This window comes from Acidovorax sp. BLS4 (genome assembly GCF_032929295.1).
Lineage (GTDB): Bacteria > Pseudomonadota > Gammaproteobacteria > Burkholderiales > Burkholderiaceae_C > Paracidovorax.
Genome location: NZ_CP136797.1, coordinates 531,099 through 554,935 on the forward strand (window position 1 = coordinate 531,099; position 23,837 = coordinate 554,935).

The 23,837-nt window shown below is 68.2% G+C and carries 18 protein-coding genes; 15 read left to right on the top strand and 3 right to left on the bottom strand.

Annotated elements, in window-relative coordinates:
* Positions 1-22 precede the first annotated feature (22 nt).
* Positions 23-286, top strand: a complete 264-nt coding sequence (locus tag R1Z03_RS02550; protein ID WP_284429234.1) for a hypothetical protein — start codon at positions 23-25, stop codon at positions 284-286.
* A gap of 40 nt (positions 287-326) precedes the next feature.
* Here the strand turns inward: R1Z03_RS02550 and R1Z03_RS02555 are convergent, their stop codons facing one another.
* A complete protein-coding gene (locus R1Z03_RS02555) occupies positions 327-725 on the bottom strand; it encodes a 4-oxalocrotonate tautomerase (protein WP_284393805.1) in 399 nt (132 codons plus the stop codon).
* A gap of 110 nt (positions 726-835) precedes the next feature.
* On the opposite strand from R1Z03_RS02555, the gene R1Z03_RS02560 reads away from it, so the two are divergent.
* Positions 836-1,735, top strand: coding sequence for a LysR substrate-binding domain-containing protein (locus R1Z03_RS02560; protein ID WP_317356600.1), 900 nt, complete (start codon positions 836-838; stop codon positions 1,733-1,735).
* A gap of 258 nt (positions 1,736-1,993) precedes the next feature.
* The gene (locus tag R1Z03_RS02565; protein WP_317356603.1) at positions 1,994-3,088 is read left to right on the top strand and encodes a BMP family ABC transporter substrate-binding protein; all 1,095 of its coding nucleotides are present in this window, start codon (positions 1,994-1,996) and stop codon (positions 3,086-3,088) included.
* A gap of 48 nt (positions 3,089-3,136) precedes the next feature.
* Here R1Z03_RS02565 and R1Z03_RS02570 read toward each other — a convergent pair whose 3' ends face one another.
* Complete coding sequence (locus R1Z03_RS02570) at positions 3,137-3,892, bottom strand: sulfite exporter TauE/SafE family protein (protein ID WP_317356606.1); 756 nt, start codon at positions 3,890-3,892, stop codon at positions 3,137-3,139.
* Positions 3,893-4,044: 152 nt separating this feature from the next.
* Here R1Z03_RS02570 and R1Z03_RS02575 point away from each other — a divergent pair, with 152 nt between their 5' ends.
* From R1Z03_RS02575 to R1Z03_RS02615, 9 genes are all read left to right on the top strand, one after another.
* Positions 4,045-5,016 carry a LysR substrate-binding domain-containing protein gene (locus R1Z03_RS02575; RefSeq protein WP_317356609.1) on the top strand — a complete coding sequence of 324 codons (972 nt, stop codon included), beginning with the start codon at positions 4,045-4,047 and terminating at the stop codon, positions 5,014-5,016.
* A gap of 189 nt (positions 5,017-5,205) precedes the next feature.
* The gene (locus R1Z03_RS02580; protein ID WP_317356611.1) at positions 5,206-8,493 is read left to right on the top strand and encodes a 3-keto-5-aminohexanoate cleavage protein; all 3,288 of its coding nucleotides are present in this window, start codon (positions 5,206-5,208) and stop codon (positions 8,491-8,493) included.
* Positions 8,494-8,530: 37 nt separating this feature from the next.
* Entirely contained in the window at positions 8,531-9,991 is a 1,461-nt protein-coding gene (locus tag R1Z03_RS02585) for an FAD/NAD(P)-binding protein (RefSeq protein WP_284429230.1), read from the top strand.
* 68 nt (positions 9,992-10,059) lie between these two features.
* Positions 10,060-11,343 (top strand): guanine deaminase, encoded by a 1,284-nt coding sequence (guaD, locus tag R1Z03_RS02590; RefSeq protein ID WP_317356615.1) that lies wholly within the window; start codon positions 10,060-10,062, stop codon positions 11,341-11,343.
* 96 nt (positions 11,344-11,439) lie between these two features.
* Complete coding sequence (dcd, locus tag R1Z03_RS02595; protein ID WP_272564912.1) at positions 11,440-12,006, top strand: dCTP deaminase; 567 nt, start codon at positions 11,440-11,442, stop codon at positions 12,004-12,006.
* 157 nt (positions 12,007-12,163) lie between these two features.
* Positions 12,164-12,487 carry a hypothetical protein gene (locus R1Z03_RS02600; RefSeq protein ID WP_317356618.1) on the top strand — a complete coding sequence of 108 codons (324 nt, stop codon included), beginning with the start codon at positions 12,164-12,166 and terminating at the stop codon, positions 12,485-12,487.
* A gap of 154 nt (positions 12,488-12,641) precedes the next feature.
* A complete protein-coding gene (locus R1Z03_RS02605; RefSeq protein WP_284424704.1) occupies positions 12,642-12,875 on the top strand; it encodes a hypothetical protein in 234 nt (77 codons plus the stop codon).
* Positions 12,876-12,972: 97 nt separating this feature from the next.
* The gene (locus tag R1Z03_RS02610; RefSeq protein WP_284402275.1) at positions 12,973-13,851 is read left to right on the top strand and encodes a neutral zinc metallopeptidase; all 879 of its coding nucleotides are present in this window, start codon (positions 12,973-12,975) and stop codon (positions 13,849-13,851) included.
* A 167-nt stretch (positions 13,852-14,018) separates the two neighbouring features.
* Positions 14,019-15,488: a DEAD/DEAH box helicase gene (locus R1Z03_RS02615; protein ID WP_272564908.1), complete on the top strand. Its 1,470-nt coding sequence runs from the start codon at positions 14,019-14,021 to the stop codon at positions 15,486-15,488.
* A 92-nt stretch (positions 15,489-15,580) separates the two neighbouring features.
* Here R1Z03_RS02615 and R1Z03_RS02620 read toward each other — a convergent pair whose 3' ends face one another.
* Complete coding sequence (locus R1Z03_RS02620) at positions 15,581-16,426, bottom strand: symmetrical bis(5'-nucleosyl)-tetraphosphatase (RefSeq protein ID WP_317356625.1); 846 nt, start codon at positions 16,424-16,426, stop codon at positions 15,581-15,583.
* A 247-nt stretch (positions 16,427-16,673) separates the two neighbouring features.
* Between R1Z03_RS02620 and R1Z03_RS02625 the strand changes: the two genes are divergently transcribed.
* The 3 genes from R1Z03_RS02625 to R1Z03_RS02635 all read left to right on the top strand — a co-directional run bounded on the left by R1Z03_RS02625 (position 16,674) and on the right by R1Z03_RS02635 (position 23,826).
* Positions 16,674-16,964: an H-NS histone family protein gene (locus R1Z03_RS02625; protein WP_272548868.1), complete on the top strand. Its 291-nt coding sequence runs from the start codon at positions 16,674-16,676 to the stop codon at positions 16,962-16,964.
* A 533-nt stretch (positions 16,965-17,497) separates the two neighbouring features.
* Positions 17,498-20,413, top strand: coding sequence for an aconitate hydratase (locus R1Z03_RS02630; protein ID WP_317356627.1), 2,916 nt, complete (start codon positions 17,498-17,500; stop codon positions 20,411-20,413).
* Between the two features lie 74 nt (positions 20,414-20,487).
* A complete protein-coding gene (locus R1Z03_RS02635) occupies positions 20,488-23,826 on the top strand; it encodes an EAL domain-containing protein (RefSeq protein ID WP_317356630.1) in 3,339 nt (1,112 codons plus the stop codon).
* The last annotated feature ends 11 nt before the right edge of the window (positions 23,827-23,837 follow it).

The following is a 23,837-nucleotide window of genomic DNA, read 5'->3' on the forward strand; positions in this document are numbered from 1 at the left end:
ACAGCCATGTCAAAGACACGCCATGACTTCGTCGCTTCCCGATTTCCGCACCCGCCCGGCCGGCGCCTTCGCCCTGCGTTGCGGCGCCGCGCTGCTGGCAGCCGCATGCCTGGCCGGCGCTGCGGGGGCCGCGCCCGCGCCGTGGTACTTCTGGCGCAGCAAGGTCGACGGCAAGCGCGTCTGCGCCCAGGTGTCGCCAGGGCCGGGCTGGGAGCGCGACAGCACGCCTTACGACGGCCCGGGCTGCGAGGCGCGCCGCCGGGTGTTCGTCATCCCGATGCGCTGACGCTGCCGCCGCAGGGCATGGCAGCACCTGCACCGCGCCGCTATACGCCGGCCTGCTGGTGCCGCCATTCCTGGCTGCGTCCGCCGTAGCCGTAGGCGGCCGCGCGGGCATCGATCAGGTGGATGTAGCTCACCTCGTGCAGGCGGGGCAGCAGGCCGGCGAACGCGGCATGGATCTCGCGCAGGTAGCGCGCCTTCTCCGCCTTGGTGTTGGTCTCGTCGGTGATGCTGATGTCCAGGTGGAAGGCGGTCTGGCCCAGCTCGGCCAGCGAGACGCCCCCGATGAACCATTGGTCGGCCGCGATGAACTGCACCGTGGTGGCGATCACGGGCAGGGCCTTGCCCAGTACGTTCTGGGTGATGTCGGCGACAGCCGCCGTCGCGCGGCGGGCCAGGGCGGCATCGGCGGGGCCGGACAGGTGGATGGCGATGTGGGGCATGGTGCGGGTGCTCGTTGAGAAGATGCCGTGATTTTTCGCAGCATCCACCGTCCTGAAAAGCGGGATTCATGGATACCATCCATCGGTTTTACCGTTGGATCTTCTGGACCATGCACGCCTTTCCCCTCGACCAGCTTCGCACCTTCGCCGCCGTGATCGACGCGGGCAGCCTCACGGCTGGCGCGCCGCGGGTGTTTTTGTCGCAGTCGGCCGTCAGCGAGCAGTTGCGCAAGCTCGAAGAGCAGGCCGGGCAGTCGCTGCTGCTGCGCTCCAAGGCCGGCGTGGCGCCCACGGCAGCAGGCGAGCGGCTGCTGGGCCATGCGCGCCAGTTGCTCGCGCTGAGCGAGGCGGCCTGGCGCGATCTGCACGGCGTGGCGCTGCAGGGCACGCTGCGGCTCGGGGTCACCGATTACTTCCGCCCGGCCGATCTGGCGGGCCTGCTGGCGCGCGTGGAGGCGCAGTACCCGCAGGTGCGGCTGCAGGTCACGGTGCAGAAAAGCGGGCTGGTCGAAGCGGGCTATGCCGGCGGCGAGTTCGACGTGGGGCTGACCATGGCCTTGCCCGCCGCGCGCACGACGGCCGGCGCGGCCCGCGCACGGCCTGCCGCCAATGCCGCCGCGGCGAAGGCGTCGCTGCTGCGCCAGGAGGCCCTGCACTGGATGGCCGCCCCCGGCGTCACGCGCGTGCGGGGCGAGCCGCTGCGCCTGCTCGCGCTGCCCGACAGCTGTTCGCTGCACCAGTTCACCGTGTCGCTGCTGGAACGCCGCCGGGTGCCTTACCGCATCGCGCTGCTGGCCTCGGGCGTGGCGGGGCTGCAGTCGGCGCTGGCCGCGGGCCTGGGCGTGGCCTGCCTCAATGCCTCGGCGCTGTGCCCCGGCGTGCGGGTGCTGCCGGCGCCCCACGGCCTGCCGGCCTTGCCGCAGGCGGGCTTTTATCTGCTGCCGCCCCGGGCCGGGGAGTCGGACTTCGTGCGCGAGGCGCGCGGGGTGCTGGCGGCGGGCTTTGGCTGATCCCCCCACGTCCGTGCGGATTGCTATTAAAAATATAGCGATATGCCCTGGTTCCAGTTGCGCTGGAGGCACTTTTCGCCCCCAATCATTGAAGGGCGGCCCGCGCAGGTCTCGGCCCGGATGGCCGCAGGCGCGCCCGCCCGCATGGCCCTGCCGGCACGCGGGCCGGGCCGGCTGACTACAATCGCGCTCCCCGAAAGGCGGCTGTCCCGGCCGCCTTTCGCGTTTCCATCCCCCGGGACCATGTAGAGGACCACCATGTACAAAAACCTCGCAGCCACGCTCGTGGCCGCTTGCTGTTGGCTTTCCCCCGCCTTTTCCCAAACCAGCCACACCGCCCAGACCGTCCCCCCGGCCGTGGTGAAGGCCGGCTTCGTCTATGTCTCGCCCATCACCGAAGCGGGCTGGACGCGACAGCACGACGAGGGCCGCAAGGCCGTCGAGGCCGCCTTGGGCGACCGCGTGCGCACCACGTTCGTGGAGAACGTGGCCGAGGGCGCGGACGCCGAGCGCGTCATCCGCGACTTGGCCGCCACGGGACACCAGATCATCTTCACGCCCAGCTTCGGCTACATGGAGCCCACGCTGCGGGTGGCGCGGGACTATCCCGGCGTGAAGTTCGAATCCATCACCGGCTACCAGACCGCGCCCAACGTGGCCACGGCCAACGCCCGTTACTACGAGGGCCGCTACCTGGCTGGCGTCGCCGCCGGGCGCATGACGCGCACCAACGTGGCAGGCTACGTGGCCGGCTTTCCCATCCCCGAGGTGCTGCAGGGCATCAATGCGTTCACGCTGGGCCTGCGCTCGGTCAACCCTCAAGCCACGGTCAAGCTGGTGTGGCTGGACGTGTGGTTCGACCCGCCCAAGGAACGCGATGCGGCCATGGCTCTGTTCAACCAGAACGTGGACGTGGTGGCCTTCCACACCGGCTCCACGGCGGTGATGGCCGCGGCCCAGGAGCGCGGCAAGCTCGCGATCGGCTACCACTCCGACATGCGCCGAATGGGGCCGGACGCGCAGATCCTCGCCGTCACGCACCAGTGGGGCGGCTACTACACCGAACGCGTGCGCGCCGTGGCGCAGGGCACGTGGAAAAGCGGCAACCTCTGGGGCGGCGTGCGCGAGGGCATGATCCGCGTCGAGGGCTTCGGCAGCAAGGTGCCGCCGGCCGTGAAGGCCGAGGTGCTGGCCCGCCAAGAAGACATCGCCAAGGGGCGCTTCCACCCGTTCCGCGCGGGCGCGACGCCCGTGCGCGACAACACCGGCCGCGAGGTCATCGCCGCGGGCCAGACCCTCGGCGATGCGCAGATCCTGCAGATGAACTGGCTCGTCGAGGGCGTGCAGCGCTGAAAAGGGCGGAGAGGGGCCTTGGCGAGGGGCCGTCCTCTCTTTCGGCCGCTACAGGTGGCGCGCCACCAGCTGCGGCAGCGACGAGGCCAGCAAGGCCACGCCCGATGCCGTGAGCAGGCCCAGCACGATCTGCCGGAATGCCGCGTCGCTCAGCCCGATGTACAGCCGCGTGCCGAGCAGCGTGGGCACCAGCATCGCCGGCGCCACGATGGCGAAGAAGGGCAGCATGTCCCGCGTGACCATGCCGGTGCCCAGGTAGGTGCCCATGGTGACCAGCAGCATCGACAGGTTGAAATTCTGGATCACGGCGCGCTGCTGGTCCTTCTCGTAGCCGCGCAGGGTGCACCACAGCGTGGGCAGCGTGCCGGTGAATCCGCCGATGCCGCCCATCACGCCGCCGGCCAGCCCCACGACGCCATCGGCCACGCGGCCACCCGAGCGGATGCGCGGCAGGCGCTTGGCCATCAGCATGGTCGGGCACCACAGCACCAGCAGGGCGCCCAGCAGCGTCTTGAACCACACCATGTCCAGCCGTGGCAGCAAGGCCACGCCCAGCGGAATGCCCAGCAGACCACCCAGCACGAATGGCGCCAGCGTGCGCACGTCGAAGCCGCGGCGCACCGACACCGCCGCGACGATCTGCCCGGTGAGCGCCCCGAACACCGCCAGCGCCGCCGCCAGTCGCGGCTCCAGCGTCCAGGCCCAGAACGACATGGCCACCATGCCGAACGCGAACCCCGACAGCCCCTGCACGAACCCGGCCACCACGGCCCCGATGCCCACCACCCAGTAGATCGTTTCCATTGCGCGCTTCTCCCCCTTTTTTTGGATTGGAAGGCGTCCGGCCCCGCAGGGCCGCCGCCGCATGGGCTGCGATTGTGGGGGAGCCGCATGAGCCAATCTTTCTCATTTAGTATTGCCCCATAAGCCAATGGATATGGCTTTGGGAGCGTTCGATGACCCCTGCCGAGATGGAGGCCCGGCTCGCGTCGCGGCTCAAGATGCGCCACCTGGTGCTGCTGCGCATGATTGCGGAACACGGGTCGCTGACCCGCGTGTCGCACCGCATGGCGACCAGCCAGCCGGCCGTCACGCACGCGCTGGCCGAGCTGGAATCCATGTTCGGCGGCGCGCTGTTCCACCGTTCCGCGCGCGGCATGGCGCCCACGGCGCTGGGGGAGCTGGTCATCGCCCGGGCCCGGGCGATGCTGGAGGACCTGGGCCATTGGGTGCGCGACATCGAGGCCGTGGGCCTGGGCCGCGCCGCGCACCTGCAGGTGGGCGTGATCCCTTTCGTGTCCGGGCGGCTGCTGGCGGCCGCCATCGGCCAGACGCGGCCGCAGGGCCTGCAGGTGACCGTGACCATCCACGAAGGCACCAGCGACCGCCTGCTGGAGCGCCTGCGCCAGCACGAACTGGACTGCGTGATCGGCCGTGCATCGGCCGTGCTCGACATGCAGGGGCTGGAGCATGAGGTGCTCTACCACCAGGAGCCCCGCCTCATCACCCACCGCCGCCTCGCCGCCCGGCTGGGGCGCCAGCCCCTGGCCTGGCAGGAACTGGCCCGGCTGGAGTGGATTCTGGGCGCCCGCCAGACGCCCATGCGCGAGCAGATCACCGATTTCTTCCTGCGCGCGGGGGTGGCGCCGCCCGCGCCGTTCGTCGAGAGCCTGTCGTCCAAGCTCATCGGCGAGCTGATCGCGGCCAACGAAAAAGCGGTGTCCATCGTGCCCGCCGACATCGCGGAGGAACTGGCCCGCATCGCAGGCGTGGGCATCGTCGCCCACTGCTTCGGCTGGACGCTGCCGCCCATCACGCTGTTCCAGCGGACCGAGGGCGCGCGCTACGAAGAGCAATCGCTGTTCGTGGCGGCGCTGCGCGCGGTCTGCGCCCGGCAGGCGGCAGCGCAGGCTGGCGACGCGGCATAGCACCGTGCACGCCGCTCACTGGGCTCCTTGCTGGCCTGGGTTTCATCTGCGCCGGTCTGGCAACTACCCGAAGGGATAGTTTCCAGGCGCCCCGGGCATTGCTGTAATGCCACCGACATGCCCGCCAGGCGCGCGATGCGCCGGCCGCGGCGCGCGGCGGGTTCAGAAAAAACCAAGGGGAGAAGGTCGATGCGAATGTTCATCACGGCAGCGCCTGTGGGCGCCGTTCCACAGCAAGCCCTGGCCCGGGAGCCGAAATTCCTGCCTGCCCGGTCGGTCGAGGCCGCGGACGCCCAGGGCATGGGCTTGGCCCATCGGCTGGCCGCCGATGGCTGGGAGGCGGTGCCGGCCGGCGGCCTGGGGATCTGCGACAGCCTGGACGCCCTGCAGGTGGCCAGCGCGGCGGACGGGCCCCAGGCGCCGGGCCGCCGCCTGGGCGACGTGGAGGCACGCCGGCATCTGCCGGGTGTGGCCCTGCACCGCATCGCCTCGGCGAAGACGGCGCGCGAGCTGGTGCTGACGCTCACCTCCCAGGGTTGGGACGTGGCGGGCGCCGGCGATCTGGCATGGCGCGCGGAAACGATCGAGACCTACCTGCCGCCCGCATTGGTGGCCGCGTTGCAGGCCGAGGCGCCGCGGCTGCTGGACACCCTGCGCGAGCGCGGCTGGGCCGACCACGGCGCAGGCCATTGGAATCCGGGCAGGACCGCATCGCCGCACCTGCCCATCGCACCCGAAGCCATCGTCGCGCAGAGCGTGGCGGCCGTGCGCGAGGGGGCCGCCATCGTGCACCTGCACACGCGGGACTGCAGCGGCCAGCACCCGGTGCACGTGCCCGGGGTGGCCGTGCCGGTGCGCCTGGGGCGGCAGGCCAACCACATCGACGAAGCGCAGTACGCGGCGATCGTGCCCCGCCTGCACCAGGCGGCGCCTGCCGCCATCCTGAACCTGTCCACCAGCGTGCGGGGCGGCGCCGCCGACTTCGAAAGCCCCGTGCGCCGGGTGCATCTGCGGGCCTATGGTGCGCAGCAGCGCGCGCCGGAGATGGGCTCCTTCAGCCCCGGGCCGGTGGTCTTCCAGGCGGGGGGCGGCTATGAAAACCCCCCGGCCTTCCTGGCGGCGCAGATCGCGCACTGCCGGCAATGGGGTGTGCGGCCCGAGGTGGAGGTGTTCAACGGCGCGATCCTGGACGGCGCTCTGGGGTCCTATCAGGCCGGCCTGCGTTCGGTGGGTGGGCCGGTGCTGTTCATGCTGGTGGTGGGGGTGGACCAACACCGGCGCCTGCCCGAGGGCGGGGTGCAGGACGACTCCCTGTTGCCGGTGCAAGAGCGCAAGGACATCCTGCGCCTGCTGGCAGAGGGCTCTGCAGAGGCCTTCGAACAGGCCCTGGCCCAGGCGGTGGCGCGGCTGCGGCCGGTGGTGGCGCGCATCCGCGCGGAGTGCCCTGGCGCCAAGGTGTCCGCCCTCGTGCCCGGCCCGATGATCGTGCTGCTGCCGCGCATGGCTGTGGCCCTGGGCCTCGACGGCGTGCGGGTGGGCCTGGAAGATGCCCTGAACGTGCCGGATCCCGAGGTGGCGGGCGGCTGGCGCCGCGGCACCACGGCGGAGCAGGTGCGCTATGTGCGCGAGCAGTTGCAGGCCCTGGGGGCCACGGTGTTGACGGCCGAGGAAACGCGCGTGGCGCTGGACATGCCCCACCCCGATGTGGCGCTGCTGCAGGCCGCGATCGCCCGGCTGCAGCCGCTGGCCGCGACCGTGCCGCTGGACCGCCCCCGGGCCATGGCCAGCGCCGTGCTGGCGGCGCTGGCACCGCTGCAGCCCGCCTACGCGGCCCGGGAATCGCGGTTCCTGGACGCGCTGGAGGCCGCGGCCAACCACCTGCCGCCCGATCCGCAGGCACCGGGTGCGGGCGACCTCGCGCTCGCGGCCCTGCGCGACCATGGGCTGTACGCGCGCTTTTTCGTGGAGGAGCGTGATCGCTATCCCCGTGAAGGTGCGGCGGCGTTCCGGCACGTCTATCCGCTGCAGGCCCTGAACTTCGTGCGCGAGTTGCTGGCCGAGCGCCAGCGCCCTGGCGGCCGGTGGGACGCGGCGCTGCAGGCCATGGCCGCCGAAGCGGGCCTGCCGCCCCATGCCTTCCAGGTGCCGCCTGCGCAGTTCAAGGGGCCGCAGGGGCGGTTTCTCGAATTCCTCACCGCCATTCCTTGCCACTACACGGACGACCGCACCGACATCGTCCATACCGCCGTGCGCAGCGAGCCCGGCTACAGCGCCGCCATGGCCGTGCTGTTCGAGGCCATCCACGAGCGGGCGGTGGCCCTGCGGGCCGATTCGGAGGCCGAGCCCAAGAGCGCCGGCATCCGGGTGTACCGGGACGCGCCGCGCAGCGGCGGCCTGGCGGGGCCCATCGACATGGACGTGGCGGCCGTGCAGGGCGCCATCGCCCGCGGCGCATGGATCGTCCTGCCGAGCACGCCCACCACCCACTACCCGGAGGGGCTGAAGCTCTCCACCGGGCTCACGGCCACGTTTGCCCGGTTCCTGGAGCGCACGCAGGCCGCCGCCGAAGTGCTCGGCATCGCGCACGCGGGCCTCGATGCCGACGGCACCGTGCTGATCGAATCCAGCATGCTGCACAACCGCTTCACGCTCAACACGAAGGCGCATGCGCAGGTGGTCAGCCACTCGTCCCGCCTCATCTACGAGCGCGTGGTGCTGCCCCGGCTGGTCGCGTTGCCGCGGGCGCTGGCCTGGACGGCCACCGGGCTGGTGGAGCGCGATGCGGCGGGCCGGCCGCTGAACCGCGACGGGCAGCCGGCGGGGCGGCTCTCTTTCCAGGGCATCGAAGACCTGGTGCGGCTGCATTTCCTGGCGCACAGTTCCGGCATCGCGACCATCCAGCAGATCGACAACGCCGCCCGGGCGGACCTGCAGCGGCTGGGCTATTCGGTGCAGGAGCAGGAGGAAATCTTTAACCGCTCCGTCGCCCTGTCGTTCGCGTCGGCCTGCGATGTGAACCTGTCCGTGCTCGGCACACCCACCGTGGACGTCACCGCGCTGAACGATGTGCGCAGCGTGGCCGGCACGACCACGCCGGACTACCTGTGCGGCAGCGGCAACGGGCTCTGGAGCCTGGCGCCGCTCCTGCCGCACCGCGATGACGAGGCGTTCCGCTACGGCAGCGCGCACTGGATCTTGCGCAAGGGCGAGCAAAAGAAGCTGCTGCTGCGGCTGGCGGGCGTGGTGCTGCGGGAAGACCCCGTGCGCCTGCACGACGGGCACTCCATCCGCCGTTACCTGGAAGGCGCGCCCGCTTCGCTGGTCGAACTGGTGACGCTGCTGCAGACCGCTCCCGCCTCGCTGCGCGCCGACATGCTGCTGCGCCAGCATTTCGCACGGCATGGCTCCCCGTCACGCCCCGTGTCCGCGGCCCGGGATCGCGCGGCGGACCTGGCCCTGGCCGGTGGTGCCGCCTGATGCGGCGGCGCACCGCATCCGCGAAGGAGACATGACCATGGCCAGGATCGCCATCATCGGGGGCGGCTGCAGCGGCACCCTCGTCACGCAAGCGCTGAGCCGCATGGGCGGCCATGCCGGGATTTCCGAGGTGCTGCTGTTCGACGAGTCCGGCGGGTTCGGCCCGGGACTGCCCTATGGCCGGGACACCAACGACGGCGAGTTCATCCTCAACATGGCTTCGTCGTTGCTGAGCGCACGGACCGGCGAGCCGGACGGGTTCGACCGCTGGCTGCAGCAGCTCTGCGCGGGACAGGCCGAAGCGCCCGGCGGATACGTGCGGCGCTCGCTCATGGGGGCCTACCTGCAGGATGTCGCCCACCAGGCCGAGAGCGCGTTCGCCGCACGCGGCGTGAAGCTGGTGCGCGTGGCGCAGGCGGTGACCGACATCGAGCGCGGGGCCAGTGGCTTTCACGTGGCCACGGCCCAGCATGCCTGGCATGTGGACCAGGTCGTGCTGGCGCTGGGGCATCTCAAAAAGCGGTCGCCGTTTCCGGGCGTGGCGCACTACCACGCGAACCCGTACCACGACCTGGGCGCCATCAAGGCCGAGCTGCCGCGGAACGCACGCATCGGCATCCTCGGCACCAAGCTCACGGCCATCGACATGGCGCTGCTGCTCGGCCGGCTCGGTGTGGAGCGCATCCACATGTTTTCCCATTCCGGCCAGTTGCCCCTGGTGCGCGGCGCCTTGCCCACCACCCCCCTGGTGCGCCCCGAGCACCGCTATGCGGGCGACACGCTGCGCGGCTTCCTGCGCTGGTTCCGCGAAAGCCATCCTTGTGGGCACGAATACCCGGGCCTCATGACGATCCGCGACCCCCTGGTCCGCATCGGCCGGGAGATCGAGGCGGCCCAGGCCGTGCGGGACTGGCAGCTGCAGCTGGACGCCACCAAGGAGGACATCGACCGCTACTGGACCGCGCTGCGTCCGGACCAGAAGCGCCGGTTCTTTCGCAAATACCAGGGCCTTTGGATGAGCTACCGGCACCCGATGCCGCTGGACAACGCGCGCAAGATCCAGGCGCTGCTCCAGGCGGGCCGGCTGACCGTGCATCCCGGCTACCGGGCCACCCGGCTGGCGGAGGGCCGGCCGGGATTCCAGGTGGAACTGGCCGGCGGAACGCTGGCGCTCGACGGCATCCTGGATGCGACCGGCGTGGCCGGCAACCTGGCGCGCATCGATTCGCCGCTCATCGAGAACCTCATCGACCGCGGCTTGGTCCGCCAGCACGAACTGGGCGGCATCGCGATCGATGCGCAAAGCTTTCAGGTGCTGGGCCAGCCCGGCCTGTTCGCCATCGGGGCGCTGACCCAGGGCGCGCTGTTCTACGTGTCTGCCATCGAGCGGCTTTTGCTGCACGCCCAGCGCATCGCGGGGCAGCTGAGCCGCTCAGCCGCCCCGACGGCGGTCGGAGACCGCGAGGCGTTGCCGCCCCGGGAGCGGGTGGCGGTGTAGCGCCGCCGGTATAGGCCCCATGCGCTGCGGCGCATGAAAGGCGCCGTGCCCGGCGTTAAGCTGCCGCCATGCAAATCTACCGCTCCGGCCTGCTGCGTTTCGCCGACGACCATTCGGCCCTGTATGAAGAAGACGGCCTGCTGGCCATCGGCCCCGATGCCCAGGGGCGCCAGCGCGTCCAGGCCGCAGGCGCCTGGAACACCCTGGCGGCCCATTACGCGCAGTGGCCGGTGGTGCATTGGCCCGGCCGCATCATCGCGCCGGGGTTCGTCGACATGCACGTGCATTTTCCGCAGACCGACGTGATCGGCTCGCCCGCCGACGGCCTGCTGCCCTGGCTGGAAAACTACACCTTTCCCCACGAGTCCCGCTTTGCCGATCCGGCCTATGCCGCCGGCGTGGCCACCGTGTTCCTGGACGAATTGCTGCGCAACGGCGTGACCACCGCGCTCACGTTCGCCACCTCGCACCCGGCGTCGGTGGACGCGCTGATGGGCGAGGCGCAGGCGCGCGGACTGCGCCTGATCGCCGGCAAAGTGCTGCAGGACCGCCACTCGCCCGATGGCGTGCGCGACCAGACCGAACAATCCTTGCGCGACACCGAGGCGCTGATCCGCCGCTGGCACGGCCAGGACCGGCTGGGCTATGCCATCACGCCGCGGTTCGCGCCCAGTTGCACCGAAGCCCAGTTGCGCGGTGCGGGCGAACTGGCCGCGCAATACCCCGACGTGTGGATCCAGTCGCACGTGGCCGAGAACCTGGACGAGATCCGATGGGCCCGCGAGCTGTTTCCCGCGGCCCGCAGCTACCTGTCGGTGTACGACGACTTCGGGCTGATGCGCGAGCGCGCCGTGTACGCCCACTGCATCCACTTTGACGATGCCGACCGGGCGCTCATGCGTGACACCGGGGCGGTGGCGGCGGTCAGCCCCACCAGCAACCTGTTTCTGGGCAGTGGCTTCTTCGACTACGCCGGGGCCGACCGGGTCGGCTTTCGCTATGGACTGGCGAGCGATGTGGGGGGCGGCACGAGCTTCAGCCCGTTCCACACCATGCTCGCCGCCTACTACGTGGGGCGTGAAGGGCAGACGAAGCCCGGCCTGTCGCTTTCGCCGCAGGCGCTGTGGTGGCAGCACACGGCCGGCGCGGCGCGCGCGCTGGGGCTGGCGGGCGTCATCGGCAACCTGCAGCCCGGGTGCGAGGCCGACTTCGTGGTGCTGGACCCGCGCGCCACGCCGCTGCTGGCGCGCAAGACCGCGCACGCGGCCAACCTGGACGAACTGCTCTTCGCGATGATCGTGCTGGGCGATGACCGGGTGATCGAGCGCACCGTGGTTTCCCAAGCCGAATAGGCCCCTGGCGCAGGTTGCACTAGCGCATGTCGCTATGAAAAATATAGTGCCTGCCCGCGCGTCCTCTCTACAATGGCGGCCCAGCAGGAGTGAGCAATGAGCATCAAAAGCGACAAGTGGATTCGCCGCATGGCGGAGCAGACCGGAATGATCGAGCCCTTCGAGCCGGGCCAGGTCCGTGAGGCGGAAGGCCGCAAGATCATCAGCTACGGCACCAGCAGCTATGGCTACGACATCCGATGTGCGCCGGAATTCAAGGTGTTCACCAACATCCACAGCACCGTGGTGGACCCGAAGAACTTCGATGAAAAGAGCTTCGTCGACTTCGAAGGCGACAGCTGCATCATCCCGCCCAACAGCTTCGCGCTGGCACGCACGGTGGAGTACTTTCGCATTCCCCGCAACGTGCTGACCATCTGCCTGGGCAAGAGCACCTATGCCCGCTGCGGGATCATCGTGAACGTGACGCCGTTCGAGCCCGAGTGGGAGGGCTATGTCACGCTGGAATTCAGCAACACCACGCCGCTGCCGGCCCGCATCTACGCGGGCGAGGGATGCGCCCAGGTGCTGTTTTTCGAAAGCGACGAGGTTTGTGACGTGAGTTACAAAGACCGGGGCGGCAAATACCAGGGACAAAGCGGCGTCACCCTGCCCAAGGCCTGAGGCGGGCCTGATTTTTCGGGCGGTGGAGTCCTACACCGCCACGGCTTTTTTGCCGTGAGCGGGGGCGGCTACGGTTTTTTACGATTCAGGCAGGTTCTGTGTTGCATCCGGTTGGATGCTGTAAATCCCACGCAGAACGCTGCCTGAGGAGCCCACCATGCCTGCCACCCACCACGCCGTATCGTCTCTCCAGGCCGAGCGCACGGGCCTTTCGCATGTGCTGCACGAGGCTTCGGGAGGCAGCACCCACCGCTGCTACTGGCCCGCCGAAGCGCTTGATGCCTTCCTGCTGGAGATGGCTGCCCGTGGCCATTGCATCAGCGCCGCGATGATGCTCGGCGACCGCACCTACGCCCTGCAGCAGATCGAAATTGCGCGCTCTCTTCCGGGATGCGCCCTGCAAGCCCTGGTGCAGGAGTTGTCCGGGTATTTCGAAGACGCCGAGCCCGCCGCCGCCAGCGTGCATTGGTGCACGCGTTGATCCAGGCAGGGAGCGCCTGAAGGCCGCGCGTTGCGTGGATGCCTCTGGACCGGCCGCGTCCTACGCCCCCGCAGGCCATCGACCGGGTTTTCGACCCTGGCGCGCTGCCTAGCATCCCACCCATCCATTTCAGCCCCATCCGCAAGAGACTGCCATGCACGACGATTTCCATCCCCCTGTGTCCTCCGCACCCAGGCTGCGCCCGTGGCCCATCGTGATCGGCAGCGTGGTGATCGCGGCGCAACTCGTCGCGCTGGGCTGGGTGGTGCAGGGGCAGGTGCAGCAGGCATCGGAGCGCCAGGCGCACTGGGCGCCCCGGGGCCTGCAGAGTTCACCGGCCACCTATGCAGCGGTGGACGCGCCCTCGTTCAGCGAGCCGCAGCCTTGATGGCGTCGCGAATCGACCCATGGGAACTGCTGCCCGGCGTGCGGCACGGGCGTAACATCCGGCGCACCGCATCCGCAGGTGCGAGCAGGAGAACCGTATGAAATGGGAAGGCAACCGCGAGTCGGACAACGTCGAGGACCGCCGCGATGGCGGCGGCGGTGGGGGCATGCCGGTGTTCGGCGGCCGCAGCATCGGCATCGGCACCATCGTGGTGGCGTTGCTGGGGGGCTGGATTTTCGGGATCAATCCGTTGACGATTCTGGGACTGCTGAGCGGCGGCGGAGGCGCTCCCGCCCAGGTCCAGCAGGCGCCGGCACACCGCCCGCCGGCCGACGACAAGATGGCGCGCTTCGTCTCCACCGTGCTGGCCGACACCGAAGACGTGTGGACCGACATCTTCCGGCAGGGTGGCAACGCCTATCAGGACCCGAAGCTCGTGCTGTTCCGTGGTTCCACACCCACTGCCTGCGGCACCGGCCAAGCGGCGATGGGCCCGTTCTACTGCCCCGGCGACCGCAAGGTGTACATCGACCTGGGCTTCTATGAAACCTTGAAGAACCGGCTGGGCGCACCGGGGGATTTCGCCCAGGCCTACGTGATCGCCCACGAGGTGGGTCACCACGTCCAGAACCTGCTGGGCATCAGCGCCAAAGTGGACCAGATGCGTGGCCGCGTCAGCCAGGTGCAGTACAACCAGTTGTCCGTTCGCCTGGAACTGCAGGCCGACTGCTTTGCCGGGGTCTGGGCCCACCATGCCCAGAATGCCCGCCAGATCCTGGAGCAGGGCGATGTGGAAGAGGCCATGAACGCCGCAGCCAAGATAGGGGACGACGCCCTGCAGCGGGCGGGCGGCGGCGCCGTCGTGCCGGACAGCTTCACCCACGGCACCAGCGCGCAGCGCCAGCGGTGGTTCCATGCAGGCCTGGAAAACGGCAGCGTGAAGGCTTGCGACACGTTTTCGGCCCGCAGCCTGTAGTGTGAACGCCGCAGTGGAAGCGTTCACCCTGCAATGCCTGGGGTGGCGTTTGCGCTTTTACAGCCATCGTATGGTGCTATGAATTGAATAGCATCGTGCCTTTGGCACACGAATGCCTACCCGAAAAAACACCCCGTTCAGCCCCTGGTGCGACAATAGCGGGCTAAATGACAAGTTCTTTCTCCAATTTATCGCTGGCTGAACCGCTGGCACGCGCCGTGGCCGAAATGGGCTACGAGTCCATGACGCCCATTCAGGAGCAGGCCATTCCGGTCGTCTTGACTGGCAAGGACGTGATGGGTGCGGCCCAGACGGGCACCGGCAAGACGGCCGCCTTCTCGCTGCCCTTGCTGCAGCGCCTGCTCAAGCACGAAAACAGCTCCACCTCCCCCGCCCGCCATCCGGTGCGCGCCCTGGTGCTGCTGCCGACGCGGGAGCTGGCCGACCAGGTCGCCCAGCAGGTCGCCCTGTACGCCAAGTACACCAAGCTGCGCAGCACCGTGGTGTTCGGCGGCATGGACATGAAGCCGCAGACTCTGGAGCTGAAAAAAGGCGTGGAAGTGCTCGTGGCCACGCCGGGTCGGCTGCTGGACCACATCGAAGCCAAGAATGCGGTGCTGAACCAGGTCGAGTACGTGGTGCTCGACGAAGCCGACCGCATGCTGGACATCGGCTTCCTGCCCGATCTGCAGCGCATCCTCTCGTACCTGCCCAAGCAGCGCACCACGCTGCTGTTCAGCGCCACGTTCTCCCCCGAGATCAAGCGCCTGGCAGGCAGCTACCTGCAAGACCCGATCACGATCGAAGTGGCGCGCCCCAACGAAACGGCTTCCACGGTGGAGCAGCGTTTCTACAGCGCCAACGACGACGACAAGCGCCGCGCCATCCACCAGGTGCTGAAGACGCGGGGCCTGAAGCAGGCGTTCATCTTCGTGAACAGCAAGCTCGGCTGTGCCCGGCTGGCCCGCAGCTTGGAGCGCGAGGGCCTCAAGACCGCGGCGCTGCATGGCGACAAAAGTCAGGACGAACGCTTGAAGGCGCTCGATGCCTTCAAGCAGGGCGAAGTCGATCTGCTGGTGTGCACCGACGTGGCGGCACGCGGACTGGACATCAAGGATGTGCCGGCCGTGTTCAATTTCGACGTGCCGTTCAATGCCGAGGACTACGTGCACCGCATCGGCCGCACGGGCCGCGCAGGCGCCTCGGGCCTGGCGGTCACGCTGGTGTCGAGCAGCGACACGCGCTTGGTGGCGGACATCGAAAAGCTCATCAAGAAGAAGATCGATCTCGAAGCCCTCGAGTACGAGGAAGACCGCCCGCGCGGCCGCATCAACGACGGCCAGCGCGCGTGGCGCGAGGATGGCCAGCGCGAAGGTGGCCGGCGTGAGCGGGGCGGCGAGGCGCACGACCCGCGCGGCAGCGCGCCGCGCAGCAGCTACCGCGCCCCTTCGGCACCCCGCGATCCGTTCTTCGACAAGCCCTACGAGGCACCGGCCACCGAGGCGGCGCCCCATTGGGAGTCCGCGGCCAAGGCCCAGCCGGCGCGCAGCGGCATCTCGGCCAACATCAAGCCCAAACGCAAGGTGGCGGCCCTGTTCAAGGCCGTGCAGCCCGAAACCGAAACCTCCTCGCAGTGAGCGCCCAGGGCCGATCCGTCGGCCGGGGCCAGACCCGCTCAGGCCCTAGGTGATTTCTTATTGCCGTTGGGCAGTGGGTGGCCCGTTCTTGTTCAGGCCCCTGGCTTTTGCGCCTCCTCGCAATCGACATGGCAGTGCTCGCGGTCTGCCAACGTGCGGCCAAAGCGGACCGCGCTGAGGCAGCCTCCCCACACGCAACCGGTGTCCAGCGCCAACAGGTTGGAGCGGTTCATCCAGCCCAGGGTGGACCAGTGCCCGAATGCCACCAGCCCGTCCTGCGTTTTTCGGCCCGGTGCTTCGAACCACGGCACCAGGCCGGCGGGGGCAGCGCTGGCACCCTCGCTGCTCTCGAAATCCATGGCGCCCTCGGGTGTGCAGAAGCGCAATCGGGTGAAGGCATTGACGATCACGCGCAAGCGGTCCGTCCCCGTCAGCGTGGGTTCCCAGCGGTCCGGGGTGTTGCCGTACATGGCGTGAAGGAATGCGGGCATGTCGGCACCGCGCAGCACGGCCTGCACCTCGTCGGCATGCGCCAGCACATCCTGGGCCGACCACGAGGGCAATACGCCCGCGTGGACCATCAACAGGGGCTCTCCACCATGCACATGCTGGCGTGCCAGCGGCTGGTGGCGCAGCCAGTCCAGCAGGGCCTCGCGGTCGGGTGCCTGCAGCACCTGGTCCAGCGTGTCGCGGCGGGAAGGCTTGCGGGCCCCGTGGGCGGCCGCCAGAAGATGCAGGTCGTGGTTGCCCAGCAGGCTGCGCAGGCTGTCACCCTGCTGCATGCAGCGGCGCAGCACGGCTGCGGAATCAGGGCCTCGGTTCACCAGGTCGCCCAGCAAAAAAACGGTGTCCCGGCTGGGAGAGAACCCGATGTGGTCCAGCAGGCGCTGCAATGCCGTATCGCAGCCTTGAATATCCCCGATGCAGTAGAGCGCCATGGCGTTTCCGAAGGTGGTAAACCTGCATTGTCGCGGCTGCAAGGAATTGTGCCAGGTAATCGCCCAGGCCAGGATAGCCCAGCCGGTGCAAATCGGGGCGCGCGCTTCGATATGGCTGAGCTGGCAGAGTTCCCCGAAATTCCAGAAATCGATGGGTTATTCAAGAGGTGGATTGCGCCCGCTTTCTCTGCACGATATTGAAAGATACCTATAATGCGGCCTTCGTTATTAATCTCCGCACACTACCATGAGCACTAGCTACAAAGACCTGCTGAAACAGCGTGAAGAACTTGAGCAGCAAATCGGCGAAGCACGTCGCCGCGAACTTTCCGATGCCATCAATCAGGTTCGCAATCTGGTGGCGGAGTATGGCCTGACCGCCCAGGACGTATTTCCTACGGGCCGCGCCCGCAGTGCCAGCGCCGGCGTCAAAGTCGCTCCCAAATATCGCGATCCTGCGACGGGCCAGACATGGACGGGCCGTGGCAAGGCTCCCAAGTGGATCCAGAACCAAGACCGCGAGCAATTCGCCATTTGATGGGCAAACCTTGAATTCCAGATCCCGCGCAGACCTTGTTGGCGCTGCGGATTGGCAAGAGCAACCCACGCAATAAACAGCCCGCCTTGGCGGGCTTTTTTCATGGCCACGGAATACCGTTCCGTTTGGTGGGGCGGCATGGGCATCCATGATGTGTGTCTTGGCTTCCCGTTCATGGGTGCACTGAGTGCTTTCTGCGTTGCGTCTTGTCTCGAAATCCCAACCATTGGGAATTGTCTTCACCTTCATCACGGGTAGTGCTGCACAGCGATTAATTTCAAGAGAGATGATTCAATAAAAACGGAGATTCCACGGTGCGGTATTTCATTAATCGAATGGCCCGCGGTATATGGTTGCGCACTTACTCGCGCTGCGGTTCCCATGGCGTAGGACGGCAGGCCTTGTGATCGGGCGTTTTGCCTGGAGTTTGGCGGTGGACTCTCTGAAATGTCGTGCATGCGATTACCCCACGATTGCATCGATATGTAGGACTGCCAGAATAGGTGCTCTCGTCCCCACAGGAGTAGCACTACATGGCCTCGATGTCACCCCCGGTTTCCCGCCACGCGTTCGCATCCACCCTGAAGAATTTCACGACGGGGTCCGGTAAAAGCGGCAAGTTCTATTCGCTCCCGGCACTGGCCAAGCAATACCCGTCGATCAAACGGCTGCCGGTTTCGATTCGGATCGTTCTGGAATCGGTGCTGCGCAACTGCGATGGCCGCAAGGTCACGGCGGAACACGTGGAGCAGTTGTCACGCTGGCAGCCGGTGGCGGACCGCAAGGACGAGATTCCCTTCGTCGTGTCGCGCGTGGTGCTGCAGGATTTCACCGGAGTGCCCTTGCTGGCCGATCTGGCCGCCATGCGCAGCGTGGCCCAGCGCCTGGGCAAGAAGCCCAAGAAGATCGAGCCGCTGGTGCCCGTGGACCTGGTGGTGGACCACTCCATCATGGTGGACCACTACGGCACGAAAAAGGCGCTGGACCTGAACATGAAGCTGGAATTCCAGCGCAATCGCGAGCGCTACGAATTCATGAAGTGGGGCATGCAGGCATTCGATACCTTCGGCGTGGTGCCGCCCGGGTTCGGCATCGTCCACCAGGTGAATCTGGAATACCTGGCGCGGGGGGTGCACAAGAGGGCCGATGGCGTGTACTACCCCGACACGCTGGTGGGCACGGACAGCCACACGACCATGATCAACGGCATCGGCGTGGTGGGCTGGGGCGTGGGCGGCATCGAGGCCGAGGCGGCGATGCTGGGCCAGCCGGTGTATTTCCTGACCCCGGACGTGGTGGGCTTCGAGCTGACCGGCCAGTTGCGCGAAGGCGTGACCGCCACCGACCTGGTGCTCACGGTGACCGAGATCCTGCGCCAGCACAAGGTGGTGGGCAAGTTCGTGGAATTCTTCGGCGAGGGCACGCGCACGCTGTCGCTGCCCGACCGGGCCACCATCGGCAACATGGCACCCGAGTACGGCGCGACGATGGGGTTTTTCCCGGTGGATGAAAAGACCATCGATTACTTCAAGGGCACCGGCCGCATCGACAGCGAGATCGAAGCGTTCGAGGCGTATTTCCGCGCCCAGGGCCTTTTCGGCGTGCCGCTCGCGGGCGAAATCGACTACTCCAAGATCGTGCGCCTGCACCTGGGCGATGTGACCCCCAGCCTCGCGGGACCAAAGCGGCCCCAGGACCGGATCGAGCTGGGCAACGTGAGCAGCGACTTCGTGTCGCTGTTCAGCAAGCCCGCGGCGGAAAACGGCTTCAACCGCCCGGCCGAACTGCTGCACACGCGGCACCACATCCACCGGGGCGACGAAGGCGTGAGCGAGGCGGTTCCCGCCGAGAAGCCGGCCCCTGCGGGTGGCCCGCGTTTCCTGGTCGAGATGGAGCACAACAAGCCGCCGCTGGCGGTCACGCATGCCGATGCCGCCGTGCGCCTGCCGACCAAGGGGGTGGACCCCACCATCGGCAACGGCGATGTGCTGATCGCCGCCATCACGAGCTGCACCAACACCTCCAATCCGAGCGTGCTGCTGGCCGCCGGACTGCTGGCCAAGAAGGCCGTGGAGGCCGGCCTGAAAGTGCGGCCGCACATCAAGACTTCGCTCGCGCCCGGCTCCCGCATCGTCACGGAATACCTCACCGAAACCGGCCTGATGCCCTATCTGGAAAAGCTCGGTTTCGCGCTGGCAGGTTATGGCTGCACGACCTGCATCGGCAACGCCGGCGACCTGGCGCCCGAGCTGAACGAAGCCATCACCGGCAACGATCTGGTCTGTGCCGCGGTGCTGTCGGGCAACCGCAATTTCGAGGCCCGCATTCACCCCAATATCAAGGCCAACTTCCTGGCCAGCCCGCCCCTGGTGGTGGCGTACGCGATCGCCGGCACGGTGCTGCGCGACCTCATGACGGAGCCGGTGGGCAAGGGCAAGGGCGGGCGCGACGTGTACCTGGGCGACATCTGGCCCACCAGCGATGAAATCCACGCGCTGATGCGCTACGCCATGAACGGAAAGGCCTTCCGTGACAACTACGGCAAGGTCAAGACCGACCCGGGCGCGCTCTGGAACAACATCAAGGGCGTGAAGGGCGACACCTACGACTGGCCCGCCAGCACCTACATCGCGGAGCCGCCCTTCTTCGCGCGGTTCACGCTGGAGGCCAAGGAGCGGGCGGTGGGCGCGGACGGCTCCAAGGCGTCGGAGTCGGTCGTGGGCGCACGCATCATGGCGCTGTTCGGCGACTCGATCACCACCGACCACATCTCGCCGGCGGGCTCCATCAAGGAGACCTCGCCCGCCGGGCAGTGGCTGCTGCACAACGGCGTGATGAAGCAGGACTTCAACAGCTACGGCGCGCGCCGCGGCAACCACGATGTGATGATGCGCGGCACCTTCGCCAACGTGCGCATCAAGAACCTGATGATTCCGCCCACCGCCGACGGCTCGCGCGAGGAGGGCGGCGTCACGCTGTTCCAGAACGAGGGGGAGCTGCAGGGCACGAAGATGTTCATCTTCGATGCGGCCATGAAGTACATCGCCCAAGACACCCCCACCGTGATCTTCGCGGGCGAGGAATACGGCACCGGCTCCAGCCGCGACTGGGCGGCCAAGGGCACGCAGCTGCTGGGCATCAAGGCGGTGGTGGCCAAGAGCTTCGAGCGCATTCACCGTTCCAACCTCGTTGGCATGGGCGTGCTGCCCCTGCAGTTCAAGGCGGGCGATTCCTGGGAGTCGCTGGGCCTGACCGGCAACGAGACGATCGACGTGGCTCCCGATTCGGAACTCACCCCGCAAAGCGACGCGCTGCTGACGATCCGCCGGGCCGACGGGTCGCGCCAGGAGGTCACGGTCACGCTGCGCATCGACACGCCGATCGAGGTGGACTACTACCGCGCCGGCGGCATCTTGCCCTATGTGCTTCGGCAGTTGTTGACCGCCTGATTGGGGGACATCCGCCCAGGGGGCGAGCGGCCCGATACACTTGTGACGATATGTTCAGGTAACCCGCCGCCGCCATGACCCCCCCTCCCCACCGTCCGGTCACTGCAGCCATCGCGCGGACGCTTTTGTCGGAGGCGCCCGCGGTCACGCTGATGCTGGTGGTGGCGGTACTGGCGCTGCTGCTGGTGCCGGTGGTGCAATTGCTGGGTTCGGGCCTGCAGGGGCTGCACGGCCTGGAGCCTTTCCTCGACATGGTGGTGGTGCTCATCGGCCTGCTGGCCGTGGCGGTGTCCCTGCATATGCTCGACGACACGCAGCAAGGCCGCGCCAACGTGCTCGTGGCGGGGCTGGCGACCGCTGCGGTCTGTAATTTCCTTCACGCCGTCCTGCTGCACCAGATGGAAAGCATGGCGACCGTCACGCGGGCGAATGTCTCTTCCTACTTCGGATTGCTGGCCCATGGGGTCGAGGCGCTGACCCTGCTGCTGTTCGCCTTGCGGGTCTCGTTCCACGGGCCCGGCCGGGCCTGGGCTGTGGCCTCGGCCGGCGTGTCGCTGGTGCTCGTGTGGTCCGCCTCCAGCGGGTTGCCCGAGCAGTTCGGACTGGCGCATGGCGAGCGTTTCGCCATGGGGGCGGATGCCTTGCTCGGCGGTGCCATGGCGATGGCCGCCTGGGTCATGTACCGGGTGGACGACACCGCTGGCAACGAGCGCGGTCGGGGGCGCCGGCGCATCATGGCCTGCGCGGCGGCGGCGCTGGCGCTGGCGGAATTCGCCATGCTGCTGTACCCGCTGCACCCGGTCTTCGTCGACACGTTCGCGCACGCCTTGCGCGTGCTGGGGTATGCGCTGATGTTCCAGGCGGTGTTCATCGCCGGCATCCGCATGCCGTTCGCCCGTGCGCGCGAGGCCGAGGCCCGGTTGCTGGAGAGCGAACGCCGCCTGCAGCTGCTGGGCCGCAACCTGCCCGACAGCGTCCTGTACCAGCGCGTGCGCGAGGCAGATGGCCGCTGGCATTTCGTGCACATGGGCGATGCGATCGAGCGCCTGAACGGCATTTCGGCCCAGGCGGTGGTGAACGATGCCACCCTGTTCTTCGAGCAGATGGAGCCGCAGGACCGCCTGGCCTGCGCTGCGTCGGACGAGGCGTCCTACCGCACCATGGGCGTCGGCGACTCGGTGGTACGCATGCGCGTGGCCAACGGCCAGTTGCGCTGGATGCGCATGAGTTCCACCCCCCGGCCGCTGGACAAGGGCCGCGTGATCTGGGACGGCGTGCTGACCGACGTCACGGAGCAGCGGGAGGCCCAGGACCTGAGCCGCGCGCACGAGGTGCAACTGGCGAGCCTGCTCAGCCACCTGCCGGGCGGCGTCTCGCGGCTGGATCGCGATCTGCGCATCGTGTACGTGAATCCCTCGCAGGCGCACTGGCTGCGCCGTCCGGTCGAGGAACTCGAAGGCCAGTTCCTCGTGGACGTGCTGCCCGCCGACCTGATGGCCCCGATCCAGCCGCATTTCGACCGGGCGCTGCAGGGCGAAACAGTGGTGTTCGAGCACCGCATTCCCAAAACCCATGGGGCCCAGTTCTGGCACACCACGCTGGTGCCGGAGGTCGCCGCCGATGGCCGCACGGTGGCCGTGGTGGTGTTCGCGTTCGACCTGACCGAGCAAAAGCGCATGGCGCTGGAACTCACGCAGCAACGCACCCGCCTGGCCAGCCTGGTGAGCGCGATCCCCGACGTGGTGTTCCTCAAGGATGCGAACGGCTGCTACCTGTCGTGCAACCCCGTTTTCGAGCGCTTCATCGGGCGGCGCGAGCGCGACATCATCGGTCTGTCGGACGACGATCTCCTACCCGCCGTCGAGGCCCAGCGGGTGCGCCAGCTCGACCAGCGCGCCATGGCTGCCTGGCAGCCACTGGTGTACGAAGAGACCCTGACGTTCCAGGAGGACGGCTACGAGGGCTACTTCGAAACCATCAAGACCCCCATCCGCGACCTGCACGGCCATGTCACCGGGCTGCTGGGCGTGTGCCGCGACATCACCGACCGCAAGAAGGCCGAGCAGCAGATCGAATTGCTGGCTTTCTTCGATGCGCTCACCGGCCTGCCCAACCGCCGCCTGCTGCTGGACCGCCTGCAGCGCGCCAGCGCCGTCTGCCAGCGCAACGGCCAGCTGGGCGCGTTGCTGTTCATCGACCTGGACAACTTCAAGGACCTGAATGACACGCTGGGCCACGACATGGGCGACCAGCTGCTGGCGCAGGTGGCCACGCGCCTGGTGTCATGCGTGCGTGCCACCGACACGGTGGCGCGCTTCGGCGGCGACGAGTTCGTGGTGATGCTGGAAAACCTCGATGCCGGGCTGACCGAGGCAGCGACGCAGGCCGAGCACGTGGCCGACAAGCTCTTGCTGCAGCTCAACCAGCCCTTCATGCTGGGCACGCAGCAGCACTACAGCACGCCGAGCATCGGCATCACGCTGTTCGGCGACCAGCCGCGCAGCGTGGACGAGTTGCTCAAGCGCGCCGACCTGGCGATGTACCAGGCCAAGGCCGAAGGCCGCAACACGCAGCGCTTTTTCGACCCGGAAATGCAGGCCCAGGTGCATGCCCGTTCGCACCTGGAAGCCGATCTGCGCCAGGGTCTGGCCCGCCACGAACTCACGGTGCACTACCAGCCCATCGTGGACCACCGCGCTCAGCTGTGCGGCGCCGAAGCCCTGGTGCGCTGGCGCCACCCGGAGCGCGGCATGATCAGCCCCGGCGACTTCATCCCGCTGGCCGAGCAGACCGGGCTCATCCTGCCGCTGGGGCGCTTCGTGCTCGAATCGGCGTGCGAGCAGCTGGTGCGATGGGCCGAGCACCCCGACACCGCGCGGCTGACCATCGCCGTCAATGTGAGTGCACGGCAGTTCCGGCAGCCGGCCTTCGCGGCCGAGGTGCTGGAGACGCTGCAGCGCACGGGCGCCAACCCCCAGCGGCTCAAGCTGGAGCTGACCGAGAGCCTGCTGCTGGGCGACATCGAGGATGCGATCCAGCGCATGGCCCAGCTCAAGAAGCAGGGCGTGGGCTTCTCGCTCGACGACTTTGGCACGGGCTATTCATCGCTGAGCTACCTGAAGCGGCTGCCGCTGGACCAGGTCAAGATCGACCAGGGCTTCGTGCGCGACGTGCTCACCGATCCCAACGATGCCGCCATCGTGCGCACCATCCTCGCCCTGGCCAAGAGCCTGGACCTGCAGGTGGTCGCCGAAGGGGTGGAAACCACGGGGCAACTGGCCTTTCTCAAGCTGCACGGCTGCGAAGGCTTCCAGGGCTACCTGTTCGGCAGGCCGAGCCCGGTGGCCCAGTTCGAACGCGACCAGCAATTGCCGGGCACCCTGCCTGCGGCCGCAGAAGCTGGCATGGCATGAGCGCGCTGTCC

Coding starts and splice junctions, on each gene's coding strand:
- R1Z03_RS02605 (WP_284424704.1), top strand. CDS start 12,642: ATGCACGACGATTTCCATCCCCCTGTGTCCTCCGCACCCAGGCTGCGC.
- R1Z03_RS02630 (WP_317356627.1), top strand. CDS start 17,498: ATGGCCTCGATGTCACCCCCGGTTTCCCGCCACGCGTTCGCATCCACC.
- R1Z03_RS02580 (WP_317356611.1), top strand. CDS start 5,206: ATGCGAATGTTCATCACGGCAGCGCCTGTGGGCGCCGTTCCACAGCAA.
- R1Z03_RS02625 (WP_272548868.1), top strand. CDS start 16,674: ATGAGCACTAGCTACAAAGACCTGCTGAAACAGCGTGAAGAACTTGAG.
- R1Z03_RS02585 (WP_284429230.1), top strand. CDS start 8,531: ATGGCCAGGATCGCCATCATCGGGGGCGGCTGCAGCGGCACCCTCGTC.
- R1Z03_RS02555 (WP_284393805.1), bottom strand. CDS start 725: ATGCCCCACATCGCCATCCACCTGTCCGGCCCCGCCGATGCCGCCCTG.
- R1Z03_RS02575 (WP_317356609.1), top strand. CDS start 4,045: ATGACCCCTGCCGAGATGGAGGCCCGGCTCGCGTCGCGGCTCAAGATG.
- R1Z03_RS02565 (WP_317356603.1), top strand. CDS start 1,994: ATGTACAAAAACCTCGCAGCCACGCTCGTGGCCGCTTGCTGTTGGCTT.
- dcd (WP_272564912.1), top strand. CDS start 11,440: ATGAGCATCAAAAGCGACAAGTGGATTCGCCGCATGGCGGAGCAGACC.
- R1Z03_RS02550 (WP_284429234.1), top strand. CDS start 23: ATGACTTCGTCGCTTCCCGATTTCCGCACCCGCCCGGCCGGCGCCTTC.
- R1Z03_RS02610 (WP_284402275.1), top strand. CDS start 12,973: ATGAAATGGGAAGGCAACCGCGAGTCGGACAACGTCGAGGACCGCCGC.
- R1Z03_RS02600 (WP_317356618.1), top strand. CDS start 12,164: ATGCCTGCCACCCACCACGCCGTATCGTCTCTCCAGGCCGAGCGCACG.
- guaD (WP_317356615.1), top strand. CDS start 10,060: ATGCAAATCTACCGCTCCGGCCTGCTGCGTTTCGCCGACGACCATTCG.
- R1Z03_RS02620 (WP_317356625.1), bottom strand. CDS start 16,426: ATGGCGCTCTACTGCATCGGGGATATTCAAGGCTGCGATACGGCATTG.
- R1Z03_RS02615 (WP_272564908.1), top strand. CDS start 14,019: ATGACAAGTTCTTTCTCCAATTTATCGCTGGCTGAACCGCTGGCACGC.
- R1Z03_RS02560 (WP_317356600.1), top strand. CDS start 836: ATGCACGCCTTTCCCCTCGACCAGCTTCGCACCTTCGCCGCCGTGATC.
- R1Z03_RS02570 (WP_317356606.1), bottom strand. CDS start 3,892: ATGGAAACGATCTACTGGGTGGTGGGCATCGGGGCCGTGGTGGCCGGG.
- R1Z03_RS02635 (WP_317356630.1), top strand. CDS start 20,488: ATGACCCCCCCTCCCCACCGTCCGGTCACTGCAGCCATCGCGCGGACG.